This is a genomic window from Desulfocapsa sulfexigens DSM 10523 (assembly GCF_000341395.1).
GTDB lineage: Bacteria > Desulfobacterota > Desulfobulbia > Desulfobulbales > Desulfocapsaceae > Desulfocapsa > Desulfocapsa sulfexigens.
Map to the genome: position 1 here is coordinate 3,546,324 of NC_020304.1, position 17,304 is coordinate 3,563,627.

Consider the following 17,304-nt stretch of genomic DNA (forward strand, 5'->3'; position numbering starts at 1 on the left):
TTACTTCAAACGGGCTTTCTTGATGATTGCATTAGAGATCTGCTCTACCGTTTTTCCACCAACCTGAATTTCAATATCGGCAACATTACGATAAAGTGGCAGGCGGCTTTCATGAAGGGTCCGAGCCTTAGCGAGATCATTCAAGAGAGGCCGCTTTTTTATTTTCTTTTTCGCATTGGGATGGGCGTAAATTGTTTCAAGTATCTGATTAAAATCTGCATGAAGATACACAACTTTGCCAATTTTACGAATATTAGGCACATTGAAAAAGCCACCACCGGTAGATATGATGGTATTGCGCACCTGTTTTTGGAGCCAAACTGCAACCTGCTGTTCAAGTTCCCGGAAACGTGGTTCTCCAAATTCTGAAAATATTTCTCTTACTTTCATATTTGAAAAACTCTCAATAAGATCATCACAGTCCACGGCAAACATACCTGTTTTCTCTGCAAGTGCCCGTGCAGTTCTACCCTTTCCCACGCCCATAAACCCGATCAGGACAATATTTGATTTCATACTTTCTCCAATTGCTCTGCGAACAGCCATTCTTCATATTGATACTTACACTGTTTCCATTCAAATTGTTCCGTTAAATCATATATCAATTGTTCTTCAAGTTTAACAGGATGCTGCAAATACTCTTCGAGTCGCCTGGCAAGAGTGCCTGGCGCATAAAGATACTCTTCTCCATACAGTTCCGGATAGGACAGGTCTGCAGGAAGCAAGGGATAGCAACCTGCCCTGATTCCTTCAAGGATTGAAATACCAAAAAATTCATGCCTTGCTGTTGAAACGACCACGTCCCCCTGATGAAGCAAATTTGCATAGTCAGCCCTGGTTTCAGCATAGCCAAAATGAAGGATTTCTTCTGCCAATCTCTTTTCTGCCTCCTCAAAGCAGAGGGGGCGGTTGGCAAAGGACTGCCCCAGTACTACAAGTCGAAAAGCTATTCCCTTTTTTTGCAATTCGTACAGCGCCTCAAAAAAAAGTTCAGGGTTTTTATCGTGTTCCCAGCGATGATTCCAGACAATTACGGGAGAACTACTCCTAGCCCTCCTCTTTCCCTTAACAAAAGCTGCAGCATCCACCGACGAATAATCCATTCCCGGATAAAGAACCACACTCTTACTCCGAATTGTCTTCACACAATTGAGTGATTTCATGTCAGCAGGCTTTTTAAGAAGAGCCTGAATGGCTCCAAGGAAAGTCTCCAGGTTATAATGTGAATTAAAGCCACAGCTGTCTGAAGCCATGGCGGTGTTTAAATTAATCGCAGCGAACTGCCTGCTATCTTCTGATTGCACCTGGTGGGGATAGATAAACTGATTTTCATGAAAATAGGTATGTATTCCTGCATTCTGATTCCATCCGGCAAGAGAACACAGAAGCGATCGTAACACAGCAACATCAACAAATGTAGAGCAGAGCACCGTATCAAAACGCCTCTTCTCAACAGCTAGTTTTTCTAATTCCTGAACAAACCAGAATGCAGACAGGTGCATCCGCAGCTTCCACTTCCGTGCCGGAAGAGCGAGTAGAGTGTAATCCGCGGCAACGGTTTTCTGCAGGCCACGCAGAAACAGTTTATGGGAACCACCGAAGTAGGGTTCGAGAATCAACACACGCTTCATGACCCTGCCTTTTTACCAGCAACATCATCAAGATAGCTTTTAAAAGGACGTACTTCATTAATTGCATAACCGCACCCTGGAGGTAACTGTCCCCCGCAAAAATGAAGACTTTTGTCTGGAAAGTTGGTGCAAAGTTCAAGTCTGTTTTCATGATCTCTGCAGAATCCGGCATCGGACAGCCATGTGCAGGAAAATTGCAGGAACCCCTGCTCATCTTTTCCGGTAATAACAAACCGGTGATATTCCGGATAATCATGTAACACCTTCAGAAAATCCTTTTCCAGGCGTAACCAGCCCCGCTCCCCCTCAAGATTAATCTTCCTGCAGCAATTCCCACAGCAGTGACAACTTCCGGTAACCAGTAATTCCCTTCCCATAACACGCATACGCAGATATCGAATCAATCCGAGAAAGGAATAGGTGGAGAGCAGTTTTGAGATTTTAATATTCATGATTATAAAGATATCTGCATTTTCAAGAGAAGACTTTCGAGAGATTCATTTTTCTGATACAAAGGAAACAGAAAAAGAATCATAAAACATAGTACCATTGGAGACAAGCAAATGTGGCACTCAAAAGATGTCTACTACCTATCGGGCAGTACAGGGATACTTGCCGAAGACCTCGGGAAGTCACTCCTTTGCCAGTTCCCTGAAATCAGTTTCAATGCAGAAAAAATTCCCTTTATCCGTACTACAGAAGATGCCCTGAAGGCAATTCAGCACATACTGTCGCAATCAACCGGCCGTTTCCCTCTTGTTTTCTCAACAATCATGAACAAGGAACTTCTTGCAATCCTCGATGTCCCAGAGGTTGAGTTTTTTGACATCTACGATAAAGAACTGGAACGACTTGAAAATGTCCTTGAAGCAAAACCCATTCGCATATCCGGCACAGCAAGGCACTTAGATGATTCAACCATGGGAAATCGGGTTAATGCCATCCAATACTGCATCGCCCATGATGACGGCAGCAGAATGAAGGATTACGACGAAGCAGAGGTTATACTGCTTGGGGTTTCCCGCTCCGGAAAGACCCCTATTTCTGTCTACCTTGCTACCCAAATGGGAATAAAGGCTGCCAATTATCCTCTTGTGGCTGAAGATCTCAATTCCTATCGTCTGCCCAACGAGATCGTCCGCAATAAAAAAAAGGCAATCGGCCTCTCCACAACACCTGAAACCTTGCATTTTGTGCGGGAACAACGTTACAAAGGCAGCAGTTATGCAAAGCTGGCAACCTGTTCAGGAGAACTGAGCCAGGCAAATCAGATTTTTTTGAATTACAATATCCCGATCATTATTTCAGATGGCAGATCCATCGAAGAAACAGCAACCCAGGTAGCTCAGCAGTTATCCCTGAAACGTCTGCCACGCCTCTAACATTCTCCAAGGAGACACATGCAGTTTATCGACAACATTCCCATGGTTGTAGTTATTTTTCTCTGTGTTTTGATAGGATTTGCTCCATTTGTCCCGGAACCACATATAGTAGAGAAACTCAGAATGCTGAGTCAGGGCAGCCTGAAAAAGCCTTTAGATATTTTCGATCTCTTCTATCACTCCATACCTTTTATCCTGCTGATCATAAAACTGATCCGTATGAAAAATTAACGCCATGGAAGACACAAAACTCCACCAACTATGTCCCTGCTGCAGTGCTAAACTCTTTTCCGACTGCTGCCATCCAATAATCCAGGATCAAAGCCAGGCTAAAACAGCGGAACAACTGATGCGTTCCCGGTATACCGCATTCACACAGGCTAACGATAAATATCTTATGGATAGCTGGGCCAGGAAAACACGTCCGGAAACAATCCATTCAGAAGACGATACTATCCGGTGGCTCAGTCTTGAGATTCTTGAATGTAACGATGGCATGGCCAATGATGAGGATGGTTCTGTTCGTTTTACTGCCCGTTTTCTCAGTTCAGGACACATCTGCAGTCTTCATGAAAAATCCAGTTTTATCAAAGAGGATGGACTCTGGTACTATCTGGATGGTGAGACGCAATCCAAGACGGCCAAGGTGGGAAGAAATGCTCCCTGTCCGTGTGGGTCTGGCAAAAAATATAAACGATGTTGTTGTTAAAAAGAGCTTAGGACCTTACTTATCCGAGAAGTCGTTTGCTGTATTCGCTTAGTCTTTTGATGAGAAGTCGTCGTTCATTTCCTATCAACTCCTTTTCATCCATAACCTTCTCCAGGTAAAACAAGGTCAGTCCGGAAAATGAGCTTGTTGGATGAATTGTCAACCAGCGTTCTGCATCATCATCTGCAAAGGCCCTCTCTACAATATCAACGACAAGAGTATCATCATCTTCCTTTGCCCACTGAATAACCTTTTCAAAAAGATGCGCCTCTTTAATTTTCCGGTATTCTGCACGCTTAATCATATACTCCACACCCTGCATAAATCCTCCTGCCATTATTGTCGTCACTCAGTCACTCAGCAACTCGGGGGGGGCCCGCAATTGCGTTTCAGTAAAGCTTAACACTCATTAAAACACCGGATTATAATCAAAGAAATGATTAGTCGTCAGATTACGATAGGTACGAGTCTCGCTTCTTGCTACAAAAGAGTTAGTCACTGCACCGGTTGCTGTGAACCTCACTCCCTCAAGGAATTCTCCATCCGTTACTCCTGTTGCAGCAAAGGAAATTTTTCGAGAATTAATCAGATCTTCAACCCGGAAGACCTTATTAAAATCATTGATACCATGGGCAATTGCCTGTTCCCTGTCTGAAGCATTGTCATATGATATCTTTCCTTCAAGATATCCGCCCAGACAACTGATTGCGGCCGCAACTACTGTACCTTCAGGAGCATATCCATAGCCCATATAGATATCTGCCTTTTCACCACTGATTGCAGCAAGGCAACCTGAAATTTCGCCCTCCTCAATCAGCTTGATTCTGGCGCCACAGCTTCTCACTTCATCAATAAGCCCCTTATGCCGCTTCCGATTTAAAATGCAGACAGTCACGTTTTCGGTGTATTTCCGTAAAACCCTGGCAACCCGTTTTACATTTGCGGTGGGTGATTGATTTATATCTATAACCTCACCCACTTCTGGGCCAACCACTATTTTGTACATGTGGAGATTGGGGATTGACTGAATTGAACCATCTTCTGCAATTACGGTATAAGAAGTAGAATTGTTCCGTCCATCCGCTGCAGCATGCTGAGCCTCAAGAGCTACAACCATCAAATCCATTTCAGGCCCGCCTTCCCCAAGAGTCTGCGGCAATTTACAAATTTCCTTCCTCTCCGAGAAACGATCATTTATCACATTGCCGTTTATCATTAACCTGTTGAGGGTCTTTATAATGGCAAACCTTGCCTGATTGAGAATATCATCATGATTGCCCAGTCCCTGAATCCTTGCTGCAGTAAGAGCTGCAATCTCAGTCGCTCTGACGATTTCCATCCCATAATTAATATTCATTCATCGTCCCAATTTACCATTTTTACAAAATTATATTCGGCCACACAAAAAAAGTTTTTCATTCTCCGGTAGCAGTCAACTCCCTGATCCGCTGCAACAGAGCATCGCTCTGTTTTTTCAGAAGAGCGCCTTTTGCAGTATCTTTTATTTTCATCGGTTGCCGGAATTCATCTATCAGTTCTATGTCGAGAGGAGCAGATTCAAGATTTTGGGCGGCCGCCTGCATCTCTTCAGGGGTGGGAAGAATAATACCAAATAGTTGGTAGGGAGTATGAACCAGAGCATGGCCCCGGTTATAATAGGCTGCCGCGAAACCACCATCCACATTTACTGCAACACCGTCACTGGACGCCATCGAATTCCCTTTTGTATAATCGACCGGTGTATGTCCAAAAACTACACGCTGAATACCAAATTCTTCCTGCATCTTCAGCTTAAAAGCATCAGTCTGCATATTCTTCTTCCAATAAAGGGTTCTTTCTGCGTGGCTTTCAGTATCCAGTAAAAAATACCTCTCAAATGTTTTCATGGCATGTTTCCCAAAGAAGGGAGATTTCGGTCCGCACCAGAGGTAAAAAAACAAGGCCTGATCCCGTTTCTCCTGAACCTCTCCAGCAAGATATTTTTTACCGACTCGCTCAATTGTTTCCTGAACAAAATCTAGAAGTTCACGTCCACTTCGTCCTAGAAACTCTTCAAAATCACCATCAATGGTGGAAGGAACAAGTGCATGAATATTTAGACTATTGTTGTGAATATGGTAGGTTTTGCCTTTTTTAAAAAAATAGCGGAGGAGCCGTTTAATCTTTGTATTAGTGGTAAACTGATGGGTTAAATCATCAATAACGACCTGTTCCTCTTCGGTGAGTTTTGAGGGATGTTCAAAGTCGATGGTTGGGAAATGGCTGTCATTAAGGCCTGCCGTATCTCCTGTCTTCAGCATTTTGGCAAGACGATCAAGCCAGAGTCGGGACTCCATTTCATACTCAGGGAAGTCTCGTATGGTCTGCTCTTCAAGCTTAAACTGAATAACGGCAAGAGCCTTTTCCATGCTCCTTCCCCTGTCAGTTTTTGCCTTGATTTTTCCAGTAATTTTCGCAACCGGATAGGTCTTTTCAGCAAAAGCAGCCAACCTGGAGCTGTCAAAGGAAAGTCTTCCCATCAATTCGAAATGATCGTAGCGACTGGTAATGCGCATAGCCTCGGCGATCAAGGACTGATTTCCTGAAACTGCCCCCATCCACAGGATATCATGGTTGCCGAAAACGTAATCTACCATATCCCTGTATGCTGGCGAAGAAAGAATCCTGATAATCTTATCTGGCTGAGGACCACGGTCAAAGACATCACCAAGAACCAGAATACGATCCAGAAGAACTTGTCTGATACTGTGAGCAAGATGACTGATCAATCTCTCGGACAGCACAGGTTCCTCAAAAACCTGGTCTGGAACAGGGAGACCGGAAATCAGACGTTTAATGGTATTACGGAACTCTGGCGGAAATATACCCTTGGTTCGGTGCCTGATATTGGATAAACGGTACTTGAGAATCTCGACAAGACAGAAGATAACATCCTGAGTATCCATAAGAATAGTATCTTCAGCAAAATATTCTTTCTTACGGATAACCTGAGTAAGATATTGAATTTTATCTACACTGAAAGTCTTCGGCAGTGCCTCACGACACGTCTGGTACAACATTCCAAAACGGCCGCGAAGGATCGCCATAAAACGATCTCCTTCACCATGGAGATCACTGATCCAGAGAGTGACAGGAATATTGGAGTTCAACTCATTTTCAAGCTGCAGCAATTGTTGAGCGAGCTTATCCAACTCACCGGCCTGCAGACGAAAACGTTCTTCCTTCATACCCCACTCTCCTGTTGTTCTATAAAATCTAACAAATTAGCCAGTTAAGTCTCTATCGTATCAAAACCATACAGATATCAGTGTCATACGCCTCTTCGGAAACAACTTCAAAATCCTGGCTCCAGGAGGCTTCCAATAAAGTGTTAAGCGTGTGCTCCCTTTTCGCTGATACTCTTTCACCCCAGGTGCAAAAAGGCAAATATCATTTCTGATTACGCTCTTTCACTAATTGCTCAGCACTCATATTCCAGAAGGGATCACCATCCTTCGTGAGACGAACTTTGAATTCATAGTGTTCACCTTTTTTTACCTTAGAGGCAAGAAAGACATCAACTCCATCAATTTCAGCCCAGCTCCCTTTTATTGTCACCCGGTCTCCTCTTTTGATCCCGGTATCCTTAGGAGTAGCAAAGGAGACAGGACATAAATGAACATCAATTTTATCTCCTGCGTCATCGAGTACCAGCACCGTAGCCTCAGCCATTCCTGGAAGGGGGCTGATTTTCTTAAAACTCAGGACGGTTCCTTTCAACTTGTCAATCTCACGGGGATTATATAATTTATTATATTCGTCACCATTGCCCCAGCCTTTCATATCTTCAGCCGAAGCAGCGCAAACAGAAGAAAGAGTAAGGAAAGCGAGAGAATAAATCACCGCACAGAGAATAAAACTCTTCTTGAGAAATGTATGCATAGGAGAACCCATCTAAAAATTAATGTATCCTTGAATGCAGGAACAAAAAACTCCTGCAGATTTAACTATAATTTAATATATATAGCAATGATAGGGATGGCAAGTACTATGCTTTGTTCAGGAGAGCGGCTTGAATTGTTTTTCCTGGGAAACAGGAGAGAGACGGGTTTAACAGGGGGCAACAGTACAGTAACTGATGATAGATTTAATCGGGATATTTTTGTCTTTCATTTCTTCATCCTGAGAGCCCTGATTATGGGCACTCGGCTATGGTTTAATATAGGCGAATCCATCTGCCTGCAGCTCAATCAGACCAACGACACCAGCAGGAATTATTTCACAACCTTCAAACAGATCCTCCTTTGCTATATCAAAAAGTGTCAGTGCTCTTTCACAGATCTGGATACGAACCCCGGCAGCAACAATTTGTCTGAGTTTCTCCATGAAGATATACATCTGATCTCCAGCCAACAATGCCACTCCCGGACCGGTAACCAGTAAAATCAATTCAACCTCCTTCCCCTCCAATGCCTCAAGAGTATTACTGATATTATTCAAACCAAGGTTGAAAATAAGATCATCTTCAAGATCTATATGAATTACCGCTTTATATAGCATGAGACTATACTCCCGCTAAAACTATAGCTTTTCTGTTTTTAATATCCAAAATATACTGATAGTAAACTTATCAGAATATTTTGGATGTGTCGTTGATTTATTAATGTGTAACAGTATGAGGATGAGGATCTGAAGATTTCAAATCTTTTGGTTGAAAATGACAGGAATTACAGAGAGTGTTGGCGGCAAAAGCAGTCTCACCGTCATGGCAGGCCCCACAGGATCTGCCTTTCACCAAAGCACTCATGGTTTGATCAATCTTTGGCGTAACGCCACGCTGCATTGCAAACAGATCCTCATGACAAGCCGCACAAGCCAGACCTACCTGTTCCGTATGCACTCGATGATCAAAGATGACATTAACAGGGCTATCCATAATAATGGGATTTTTCGGTCCAAATTTTTTCGAATCGTAGCTTTCTGCGGCGAAAGCATGGCTGCTTAGCAAGAAGCCACCAATGAGGGTAAGGACACCAACGGCACTAAAAAAAGATTTGTTCATTTTTTATTCTCCTGTAATTCGAAAAAATATTTCAATCCACCAGACGCTAGTTTCTATGGAATAGTGAATCACAACAAACCACTCTAATTATAGCCATTTATAGTTTTTGAAGCTAAATACTTACTGTATCACGCAAGGAAGCATAAAAAAGCTCAACTTCATAGTATTCCAGGTGTCGAAGTACCACATTAATAGACGACTCAGGCGCTCACATTACAATTCCTGTCGAAACTGTCAAGCTTCTTTTTAGATATATGCTCAAAAAACCAACTTCACAGAGTCCCCTGCGAGGTTCCCTCACTCGTCCTTCTAAAAGAAAATCATTTATCATTTAACAATATCCTTAAATTCTGTTGACATCCTCAACCGATACCCTTATTTTGTGTGTATATGTTACTTTAACGGTGTTTCTTATTAGATACTAATCTTTTATTTTCAGTGTATTGTAATAAACCTGACCATGACAAAAGAAAACAATTCTGATTATTTCGCACGTGTCATTACTGAAAAAACAGCTACTTACAACAGTTCACCCCTCACATCTTTCCACGATCACTTATTGAAAATATTTTTCGACCTTGCCCAGCAATATGACGGTCTGGACAGTTTTTATCAAATCTGCGTTGCAATTCCACAGGCTCTTCATCCCCAAATCGCTGTTTCTCTTGCGGTACTAACACATTCAAAAAACGGTTTTCAACTTGCTTGCGCAGGTAAATCACCAATACATATTCCTGAACATATCATTAGCCATCTCCCTCTCGTTGCAAAGGAGTCATCATACACCGAAGAAGACGTCTTGCTTTTACCTGTAATCTCAAGACCACTGATTAGTCCAACAAACGGAACCGCTCCCGATAAACTTATGAAAAATACTATGGAGAATGAGACTCACCCCTGTCTCGGATTTCTCTTCATCACTCATTTTGAGCTTCTCACTAGCATTGATCGTCTTTTCCTGGAGAAGCTGGTTACCCGTATTGGCTACAATCTCCAGCGACGCCTTCTTCAGGCCAGCCACCTCCAACATATAAACTTTCTCAAACAGCTTGGTCGGGATATTGGGCATAATGTCATTTCACCAAACATGCATTTCAAGAATCTTTTCCGGCAACTTGAAAAGAAGATAAACCTCATAAATCATGAAGTTAACGTCAACATTGACTTTGTCAACAAACCATCACTCCGTATCCTCAAAAGATGTAATGAAATAAGGGCTGATCTTATTTCCACCCATGAAGAACTCCTCGAACATTATAATCGGACAAGTCTCTACCTTGAAACACTGCTCCGCCAGGAACATTTTAACAGGGGAGAGTTTATCCTCAAAGCACGTCGCTGTAATATCGAAACTGAGATCATCATACCTGAACTCGAAATCTATCGAAGACGTTTTGAAAATCTTGGAATTACCATTGACCATCCCCACAACATGAGAGATCGTCGGTTTTATCTTAAAGGTGATCAGGGACTGCTCTCCCAAGTATTCGATAATCTTTTTTCCAACGCTGTTAAATATACAGCGACATCAACTGACAATCACGGCTCCCCAAGGAAGGCTGTTGCATATGGTTGCCAGGATATAAATAACTTCCCCAAAAAAGGAAAAAAAGGGGTAAAATTCAATATATTTTCAACAGGAGAACATCTTAACGACGACGAACGGCTTACCATATTCAATGATGGTGTAAGAGGAGGAAATGTTGGCTACAATCCAGGAAGTGGTCATGGCCTGGCATTTGTCAAAAATGTCGTTGAAATTCACGGCGGAGATGTGGGGTACGAAGCTGTCTCTGGTGGAAACAACTTTTACTTTATCCTTCCTCTTACAGAAGAAGAACCAGCTGCTGGAGATAGCAGCAATACGTGATTCATATAACAGGACTCAAAGAGTCCATAACACAAGGAGACAAACATGTTTAAGGTAGACGTAGACAAAGACAAATGTACTGGTTGTGAGGAATGTATCAATAATTGCCCGGCTTCAGTACTTGAGCTGGTGGATGGAAAATCTGAACCCGTTGAAATGGATGAATGCCTGGGTTGTGAAACATGCGTAGAAGTTTGCCCTGAGGGAGCTATCACTGTTACCGAAGTGTGACGAATAGCAACAAGAGAAGATATTATATTTATTATAATACTATCAACCTAACCCAAAGAGATACTCCCTATGAGCAAAATCAAATCTATTCTTTATGCCACTGATTTATCAGAGAGTGCTAAACCTGCTCTGAGCTGGGCCATAAGTCTGGCCGAACAGTATGATGCAACTATTTCAATTATCCATATTATACCTGATATGATAGAAGAGATATCCGCCTCCATGGGATATGATCTGTCTGCTCATTATAACATGGATGAACTTAAGGATCTGAACAAGGAAGGTCAGAACGATGCTAAGGATGCCATAAAAGAACGAATTAAAAGTGTCTGCGATGAAAAGAAAGATGAGTTTCCGAGTTGTCAATTGGATTTCAACAAAATTATCATTAAAGCCGGTCACCCTGTACAGAGAATTATTGAGGCAGCAGATGATGGGAACTTTGATATAGTTGTTATGGGTACCCACGGACATGGTTTCATTGATAACCTTCTGCTGGGATCCGTAGCCCGAGGAGTAGTGCAAAAATGCACTGTTCCTGTTCTTACCATCAGACTTCCTTCTCAATAAAATTGAATGGTTTAAAATAGTCATCCACTTTTCAACACAGCCTTTTCCTGTTACCACCGGATTTCCCGGTGGTAACAAAGATGTCTCAGATCAACATTAAGGAACGGCAACTATGGCTAAAAAAAAACCACAGTACTTTAGCAAGTTAATACTTGACAGCATCCCTGTTGCCATGGTGACCATGGATGCTGATTTCAAAATCACCTCTTTCAACAATATAGCAGAACATCTAACCGGTTTTTCCGCTTCGGAGGCAATTGGAAATCCCTGTTATAAAATTTTGCACAGCAGTAAATGTGATACCGAATGTCCTTTGCAAACAGTGCAGGAATATGGCGAATCATCCACTGGCCTGGAAGCTGAATTTATCAATCACTTCCATGAACATATCCCTGTACGCATAGGCACCGCTGCTATTGAGGATAATTCCGGAAACTTTATAGGATACCTGGAAGTCATTGAAGATGTTTCACGAGAGAAGGCGTTGGAGCGTGAAAAAAACAATTTTCATTTTATGGTTGCTCACGATATAAAATCGCCACTCGTTGCCATGCAGGGCTTAATTGCAAGAATTCGTGAACACCATGATGAAATGTCTGCAGAGAAACGGGAAGACTACTTTAGAATTATCAGTGAAGCTGGAGAGCAAATAGCAGCACAGGTAAACACCTTTCTTGAGTACTCGCGCCAGGCCAACAAAAAAATAAAACTCACTCCTGAGCTTATCGATTTACCGCAACTCATTGAAGACCTGACACAAAGGCACCAGCCTCAAGCAACAGCAAAAAAGCTTGTTATCCGTACTGAATACAGGCCAATGAAACAAATAAAGGCAGATTTCAGACAACTGCAACGTGTTTTCGAAAATCTTCTCGATAATGCGATCAAATTTGCCCACCAGCCTGGTGAAATAGTCATCTCCATTGATGACTCCCCAAAAGAAGTAATCATCCAGGTTAAGGATTGTGGTCCAGGTATCAGTGCTGATGAGCTCCCCTTTATCTTTGACGCTTTCCATCAACACAAATCAAGTGACACAGGGCATGGTCTTGGACTTGCGGCAGTCCGTGCTATTGTTCACGAACATGGAGGACGGGTAGCAGCTAAAAGCAGGCCGGACCATGGAGCAATTTTCACCGTTCGATTACCAAAAAAAGAATAAATGAACTACATATATCACCAGTATATTGCACCCTTTTTTTATTATTGACTGAACAAGGAAACACTTTATGTCTCAATTTTCCCGTCACCGTGAACAGGTTGAATCCACAATAAACCAACTCCGGGAACTGATAAATAAATTACAAATTCTGGAAGATGAATATCTCAGACAGGAAGAAAAACTCTTTGTTATCTCAGAGTTTGCCAATGACTGGGAATACTGGCAGGCACCAGACGGCCACTACAAATATGTTTCTCCTTCCTGTAAAGTCGTTACCGGGTACAAGCCACAGGAATTTTATGATGACCCTGCTCTTCTGAAAAAAATCATTGCTTTCGATAACTGGGAGAAGTGGAAGGCCCACAATCATAGTATGGCAAAAAATGGACTGGTAAATCCCATAGAATTCAAAATACACACAAAAGAAGGTAAGTCCAGATGGATTCATCATATCTGCCAGACGGTGACCGGTAGAAACGGTGAAAACCTTGGGGTCAGAGGGAGTAACAGAGATATCACTGAATTAAAGAAATTACAGGAGAAACTGAAACATATGGCAGGCCATGACCTGCTTACAGGGCTTCCCAACCGTTCTCTATTCCTGGAACATCTTAAGCAGACTATTAAGGAAGCCAAACGTAATGGCAGAATGTTTGCGGTGGTTTTTATAGACCTCGATGATTTTAAGGAAATCAACGACACCCATGGTCATGAAGCCGGAGATACCGTTTTAAAAAAACTTGCCCAGGAGCTCACCGGAGTAACACGAGAAAACGACATCGTTGCTCGACTGGGTGGTGATGAATTCGTTGGTCTCTTTGATGTCAGCCATGATGCCGATGTCGGGATTATCAGACGCAAAATATTTGATGATGTACATAATGAAATACATTGCCCCACCTATAACATTACTATTCATTATAGTTTTGGGGTAAGTATCTACCCAACCGATGGAACAAGTGTTGACACGCTTCTCAAAAAAGCCGACCTGGCAATGTACCTGCAAAAAGAAAACAACAAAGCGGAACGGAAAAAAAACAAATGACAACCATCAGGAAACATGTAGAAAAAGTGACGACCGATGAACCAGTTGAACAAATATTGGGGTTCAACAACAACCTCCTCATCAGAGATCTCTTTGAAATCATGAACGAAGTTCTTGCAAACAGAGACCTCTCAACCTACAAGCATACTCTGCGTGTTGCTCAAATTGCACTGGCAATCGGCACTGAACTGCAGCTTTGCGAAGAAGACTTAACCATTTTAGAACTTGGCTGTCTTGTTCACGATATCGGAAAGACCGCAATACCCGATGATGTATTGTTAAAACCGGATCTTTTTAACGATCAGGACCGAAGGATCATGGAATTCCATCCGCTTATAGGGGCCAAGCTCTTTGCTCCAAGACTCCATGATGATCGTATTACAAATATTATTCTCAGGCATCACGAACGACTCGATGGCAGCGGATACCCTCAAGGTCTCGTTGCATCTGAGATCGATGAATTATCACGAATTGCAGCCATTGCCGATGAGTTTGAAGCCCTCACCAGTAAAAGACCCTATAAATCTTCTTTTTCGGTTAAAACGGCAATTAATGTTCTACAATATGAGGCAGAGCAAGGGGCACTGGACGGCCGGATAGTAGATGGCCTGAGCAGTATTGCAGAGGCTCTGGTACTCCACGATGTAACCATGCAACCCACCGGAAATTTCATGGAGGAAATTGAACATTTCCGAAGAGACACATTTTTTCGTGACACCCTGAGTGAACTCTATAACTATCGATATCTTTTGGTTCTCGATGATCTGAAAGTACTGGGGGAGACGGACACCTCCGGCTACCTCCTCCTTCTAGTGAATTTGAGAGGAATGGGTCGCTTTCAGGTAGACAATGGTGTTATTGTCGCTGGCCAGGTCCATGATGAAATCGGACAACATCTGAGAGATACGGTTTCAATATATCGAAAAAAACGACTCAACTATGATGGTTCCGTCATGCTTTTCAGAAAACATTGTGATTATATGATATATGCGGAAGGAAACATGGAAGAAGACCTGGATGATCTTGTTACCCAACTCCGTAAAAAAGTTGGGCAGACTAGAGAGGAATGGGGCATTGAGGCAAACTGCTACCGGGTTTGGTTTCCGCGTTCCACCTCAATTGAAGAGGCAATGACCCGTCTTTTTTTACTGCAGGTAGAGGATGCTGAATCCTGCAAAACCTGAAAAAAAATCATTGGTAAGACTTAACATGGACAATAAAAACAAAATACGACTAGTTTTCCTCAGTATTATTCTTTTCCTTTTTGTCATTCCTGTCTCTGGCATTTCTGCACAGAAAAGGAAAATCGCAGTTCCAGCAAACAGCAGTGAAAAAGATTCCCTGATTAGTCAGGAAATGGGCAGAGCACAATATTTCTTGTTTTTTGACGATAGAGGACAGTTTATAAGTGCCTTAAAAAATCCCGCCAGCAGCCAAACAGGCGGCATAAGTCGTACAGTAATTACACTTCTGACTGATAACCAAATCACAACTGTCATCGCTGATTCTGTTGGTACCAAAATGAAAAAAGCTCTGACCGACCACAATATAGAACTCATCAAAAAGAGTGGAGCAGCTCAAAAAGCCGTAACGGTTAGCGTACAACACTAATTTCCACCAAACAATGAAACACCGCAAACCAGCTCTTCGGACTATTCTTTTCCCTCTGTTACTGGCGGTTGTGATTGGTGGCTTAGCAGGTCTTGGAGCAGTTTTTTTCCGTTGGCTCATAGAATTTGGTATTGACCTGTTCTGGCCGGGAAGTGGAGGTTTCATCAGTCAGTATGAACAGGCATCCGTTTTCTGGCGGTTTGGCATACCCGTACTTGCTGGTTTGATCATCGGCCCCCTTCTTCATTTTGTCGCTCCTGAAATTCGTGGTCCCGGTGTCCCCGAAGTTATGGCCGCACTTGCTCAGCGTGATGGAATTATCAGACACCGGGTGACTCTTGCCAAAAGTTTTGCCACCGCCACTCTTATTGCCTCAGGCTGTTCCGTAGGACGTGAAGGACCAATTGTTCAAATTGGCTCTTCCATCGGTTCATCATTGTGCCAGCTTTTCCGACTGGGGCCTGATAACCGCAAACTTGCCGTTGCCTGCGGGGCAGCCGCAGGAATCGCTGCAACATTTCAGGCCCCGATGGCAGGCACCCTCTTTGTTGTTGAGATCCTCCTTTTTGATCTGGAGGTTACTTCCCTTTCCAATATCGTTATTGCAGCTGTCACCGGAACCATGGTTTCACGCGCTTTCTGGTATGATGGCATTTTATTCCAGGCGCCTCAATTTGTCCTTGGCCATCCGGCAGAACTTCTCATTTATCTTGTCCTTGGGCTCATGGCGGGTCTGCTCAGCCTACTTCTTATGGCCATGACCTTTGGACTCAGCAGAAGCTTAGACAGGATACACGTTCCAGGATGGCTCTCCCCGGCCCTGGGCGGAGTGGTTATCGGGACACTTGGACTCTATTATCCACAGGTACTTGGAGTTGGCTATGACACCATTACAGGTGTCCTCCAAGGTGATTTCCTGTTCAGTACCGCACTTGTTTTGCTGCTGGCTAAATTACTGGCAACCAGCTCCTGTATCGGGTCCGGCATGAGCGGTGGCATTTTTGCCCCCTCACTGTTTCTGGGAGCAATGCTTGGTGCAATGTTCGGTAACTTTGCCCATCTCATATGGCCTGATACAGCTCTTCTTTCCAGTCATTTTGCACTCGTGGGCATGGGTGCCATGGTAGCAGGCACAACGCTTGCCCCTATCACTGCCATTCTTACAATTTTCGAGTTGACGTATAACTATGAAATCATACTGCCACTGATGGTGGCCTGCATTCCAAGCATCATTGTTGTTCGCTATCTTCACGGTTTTTCCATCTATGAAACAAAACTCCTGTTAAAGGGAATTCGGATTGTCAGAGGGCATGATGCCAACCGACTACGTACCATGAAAATCCGTGATTATATGAGTAAAGACAGTACATTTCTTTCCCAGGAAACATCCTTGACTCAACTCCTGGATAAAATACTGAACAGTTCATTTCCCCATTTTATGATCAACGACAACACAGGAAACCTTATTGGCATTCTTACGCTTCGTGACCTGAGGACATTCCTAAACAAACCAGGTCCTACTGATCCCTCTATCACCGCTGGCGATCTTATGATCCGTGACATTGCTACAGTAAGAGAAAATGACAATCTGGAAGAGGCATTTCACTTATTCAGCAATCATCATTTTTCATTTTTACCTGTCATGTCAGAGTCTAATCCCCATCGCGCCGTTGGGAGTCTGAAAAAAGATGACCTGCTTACAGCCTACAACCAACATATCCTGAAGGATCATTACCATCCTCCCTCTGCCCTGATCGGCCCTATTCGTGACAACAAATAAGACCATTTCGTAGTACACATCAGTTCACACCTCAGTAAAGCCCCCTCGTCATACCCCTATCCGTAAAACCTGCAACAGTTTCGTTGAAAAGAAGCGACACCTTCTGTTCGTAATACTACAGATCTGCCCCGCAGGACACCTCAATGCCCCATTAGTGTCGCGCAGACAAACAAAAGAGACTTCCCACCATTATCCTTTATATTCAAAACGTTAGCCCTCAACAACAGGTGTCATGGATAATTTTAAAGAGACTGGCATCATTACTGCTATAA

The 17,304-nt window shown here is 43.1% G+C and carries 20 protein-coding genes; 11 read left to right on the forward strand and 9 right to left on the reverse strand.

The window, feature by feature from the left end; genetic code table 11:
* Genes UWK_RS15815 through UWK_RS15825 form a run of 3 tightly spaced genes read right to left on the reverse strand, consistent with a single transcriptional unit; the run spans position 1 to position 2,083 of the window.
* Positions 1-516, reverse strand: a complete 516-nt coding sequence (locus UWK_RS15815) for a shikimate kinase (RefSeq protein WP_015405398.1) — start codon at positions 514-516, stop codon at positions 1-3.
* A complete protein-coding gene (locus UWK_RS15820) occupies positions 513-1,631 on the reverse strand; it encodes a tRNA-queuosine alpha-mannosyltransferase domain-containing protein (protein WP_015405399.1) in 1,119 nt (372 codons plus the stop codon). The genes UWK_RS15815 and UWK_RS15820 overlap by 4 nt, the downstream gene beginning before the upstream one ends.
* Positions 1,628-2,083: a hypothetical protein gene (locus tag UWK_RS15825; protein WP_015405400.1), complete on the reverse strand. Its 456-nt coding sequence runs from the start codon at positions 2,081-2,083 to the stop codon at positions 1,628-1,630. The genes UWK_RS15820 and UWK_RS15825 overlap by 4 nt, the downstream gene beginning before the upstream one ends.
* 111 nt (positions 2,084-2,194) lie before the next feature.
* Here UWK_RS15825 and UWK_RS15830 point away from each other — a divergent pair, with 111 nt between their 5' ends.
* From UWK_RS15830 to UWK_RS15840, 3 genes are read left to right on the forward strand one after another with little or no spacing between them, the layout of a single operon-like run.
* Entirely contained in the window at positions 2,195-3,013 is an 819-nt protein-coding gene (locus tag UWK_RS15830; protein WP_015405401.1) for a pyruvate, water dikinase regulatory protein, read from the forward strand.
* Positions 3,014-3,031: 18 nt separating this feature from the next.
* A complete protein-coding gene (locus tag UWK_RS15835; protein WP_015405402.1) occupies positions 3,032-3,244 on the forward strand; it encodes a hypothetical protein in 213 nt (70 codons plus the stop codon).
* Positions 3,245-3,248: 4 nt separating this feature from the next.
* A complete protein-coding gene (locus tag UWK_RS15840) occupies positions 3,249-3,722 on the forward strand; it encodes a YchJ family protein (RefSeq protein WP_015405403.1) in 474 nt (157 codons plus the stop codon).
* A gap of 19 nt (positions 3,723-3,741) precedes the next feature.
* Here UWK_RS15840 and UWK_RS15845 read toward each other — a convergent pair whose 3' ends face one another.
* The 6 genes from UWK_RS15845 to UWK_RS18770 all read right to left on the reverse strand — a co-directional run bounded on the left by UWK_RS15845 (position 3,742) and on the right by UWK_RS18770 (position 8,763).
* Positions 3,742-4,071, reverse strand: coding sequence for a hypothetical protein (locus tag UWK_RS15845; RefSeq protein ID WP_167320762.1), 330 nt, complete (start codon positions 4,069-4,071; stop codon positions 3,742-3,744).
* Positions 4,072-4,131: 60 nt separating this feature from the next.
* Complete coding sequence (locus UWK_RS15850) at positions 4,132-5,079, reverse strand: fructose-bisphosphatase class II family protein (protein ID WP_015405405.1); 948 nt, start codon at positions 5,077-5,079, stop codon at positions 4,132-4,134.
* Positions 5,080-5,137: 58 nt separating this feature from the next.
* Positions 5,138-6,949, reverse strand: coding sequence for a fructose-bisphosphatase class III (locus UWK_RS15855; RefSeq protein WP_015405406.1), 1,812 nt, complete (start codon positions 6,947-6,949; stop codon positions 5,138-5,140).
* A gap of 202 nt (positions 6,950-7,151) precedes the next feature.
* Positions 7,152-7,643: a hypothetical protein gene (locus UWK_RS15860; RefSeq protein ID WP_041917087.1), complete on the reverse strand. Its 492-nt coding sequence runs from the start codon at positions 7,641-7,643 to the stop codon at positions 7,152-7,154.
* Positions 7,644-7,910: 267 nt separating this feature from the next.
* On the reverse strand, positions 7,911-8,261 hold the full coding sequence (locus tag UWK_RS15865) for a DsrE family protein (RefSeq protein WP_015405408.1): 351 nt from the start codon (positions 8,259-8,261) through the stop codon (positions 7,911-7,913).
* 100 nt (positions 8,262-8,361) lie between these two features.
* Entirely contained in the window at positions 8,362-8,763 is a 402-nt protein-coding gene (locus tag UWK_RS18770) for a c(7)-type cytochrome triheme domain-containing protein (RefSeq protein ID WP_015405409.1), read from the reverse strand.
* A gap of 460 nt (positions 8,764-9,223) precedes the next feature.
* On the opposite strand from UWK_RS18770, the gene UWK_RS15875 reads away from it, so the two are divergent.
* The 8 genes from UWK_RS15875 to UWK_RS15910 all read left to right on the forward strand — a co-directional run bounded on the left by UWK_RS15875 (position 9,224) and on the right by UWK_RS15910 (position 17,032).
* Positions 9,224-10,633, forward strand: coding sequence for a sensor histidine kinase (locus UWK_RS15875; RefSeq protein ID WP_015405410.1), 1,410 nt, complete (start codon positions 9,224-9,226; stop codon positions 10,631-10,633).
* Positions 10,634-10,678: 45 nt separating this feature from the next.
* Complete coding sequence (locus UWK_RS15880) at positions 10,679-10,864, forward strand: ATP-binding protein (protein ID WP_015405411.1); 186 nt, start codon at positions 10,679-10,681, stop codon at positions 10,862-10,864.
* 69 nt (positions 10,865-10,933) lie between these two features.
* The gene (locus UWK_RS15885; protein ID WP_015405412.1) at positions 10,934-11,434 is read left to right on the forward strand and encodes a universal stress protein; all 501 of its coding nucleotides are present in this window, start codon (positions 10,934-10,936) and stop codon (positions 11,432-11,434) included.
* Between the two features lie 112 nt (positions 11,435-11,546).
* Complete coding sequence (locus UWK_RS15890; protein ID WP_015405413.1) at positions 11,547-12,596, forward strand: sensor histidine kinase; 1,050 nt, start codon at positions 11,547-11,549, stop codon at positions 12,594-12,596.
* Positions 12,597-12,663: 67 nt separating this feature from the next.
* The gene (locus UWK_RS15895) at positions 12,664-13,641 is read left to right on the forward strand and encodes a sensor domain-containing diguanylate cyclase (RefSeq protein ID WP_015405414.1); all 978 of its coding nucleotides are present in this window, start codon (positions 12,664-12,666) and stop codon (positions 13,639-13,641) included.
* Complete coding sequence (locus UWK_RS18775) at positions 13,638-14,825, forward strand: HD-GYP domain-containing protein (protein WP_015405415.1); 1,188 nt, start codon at positions 13,638-13,640, stop codon at positions 14,823-14,825. The genes UWK_RS15895 and UWK_RS18775 overlap by 4 nt, the downstream gene beginning before the upstream one ends.
* Positions 14,803-15,252: a NifB/NifX family molybdenum-iron cluster-binding protein gene (locus UWK_RS15905; protein WP_015405416.1), complete on the forward strand. Its 450-nt coding sequence runs from the start codon at positions 14,803-14,805 to the stop codon at positions 15,250-15,252. The genes UWK_RS18775 and UWK_RS15905 overlap by 23 nt, the downstream gene beginning before the upstream one ends.
* 13 nt (positions 15,253-15,265) lie before the next feature.
* Positions 15,266-17,032 (forward strand): chloride channel protein, encoded by a 1,767-nt coding sequence (locus UWK_RS15910; RefSeq protein WP_015405417.1) that lies wholly within the window; start codon positions 15,266-15,268, stop codon positions 17,030-17,032.
* Positions 17,033-17,304: the final 272 nt, after the last annotated feature.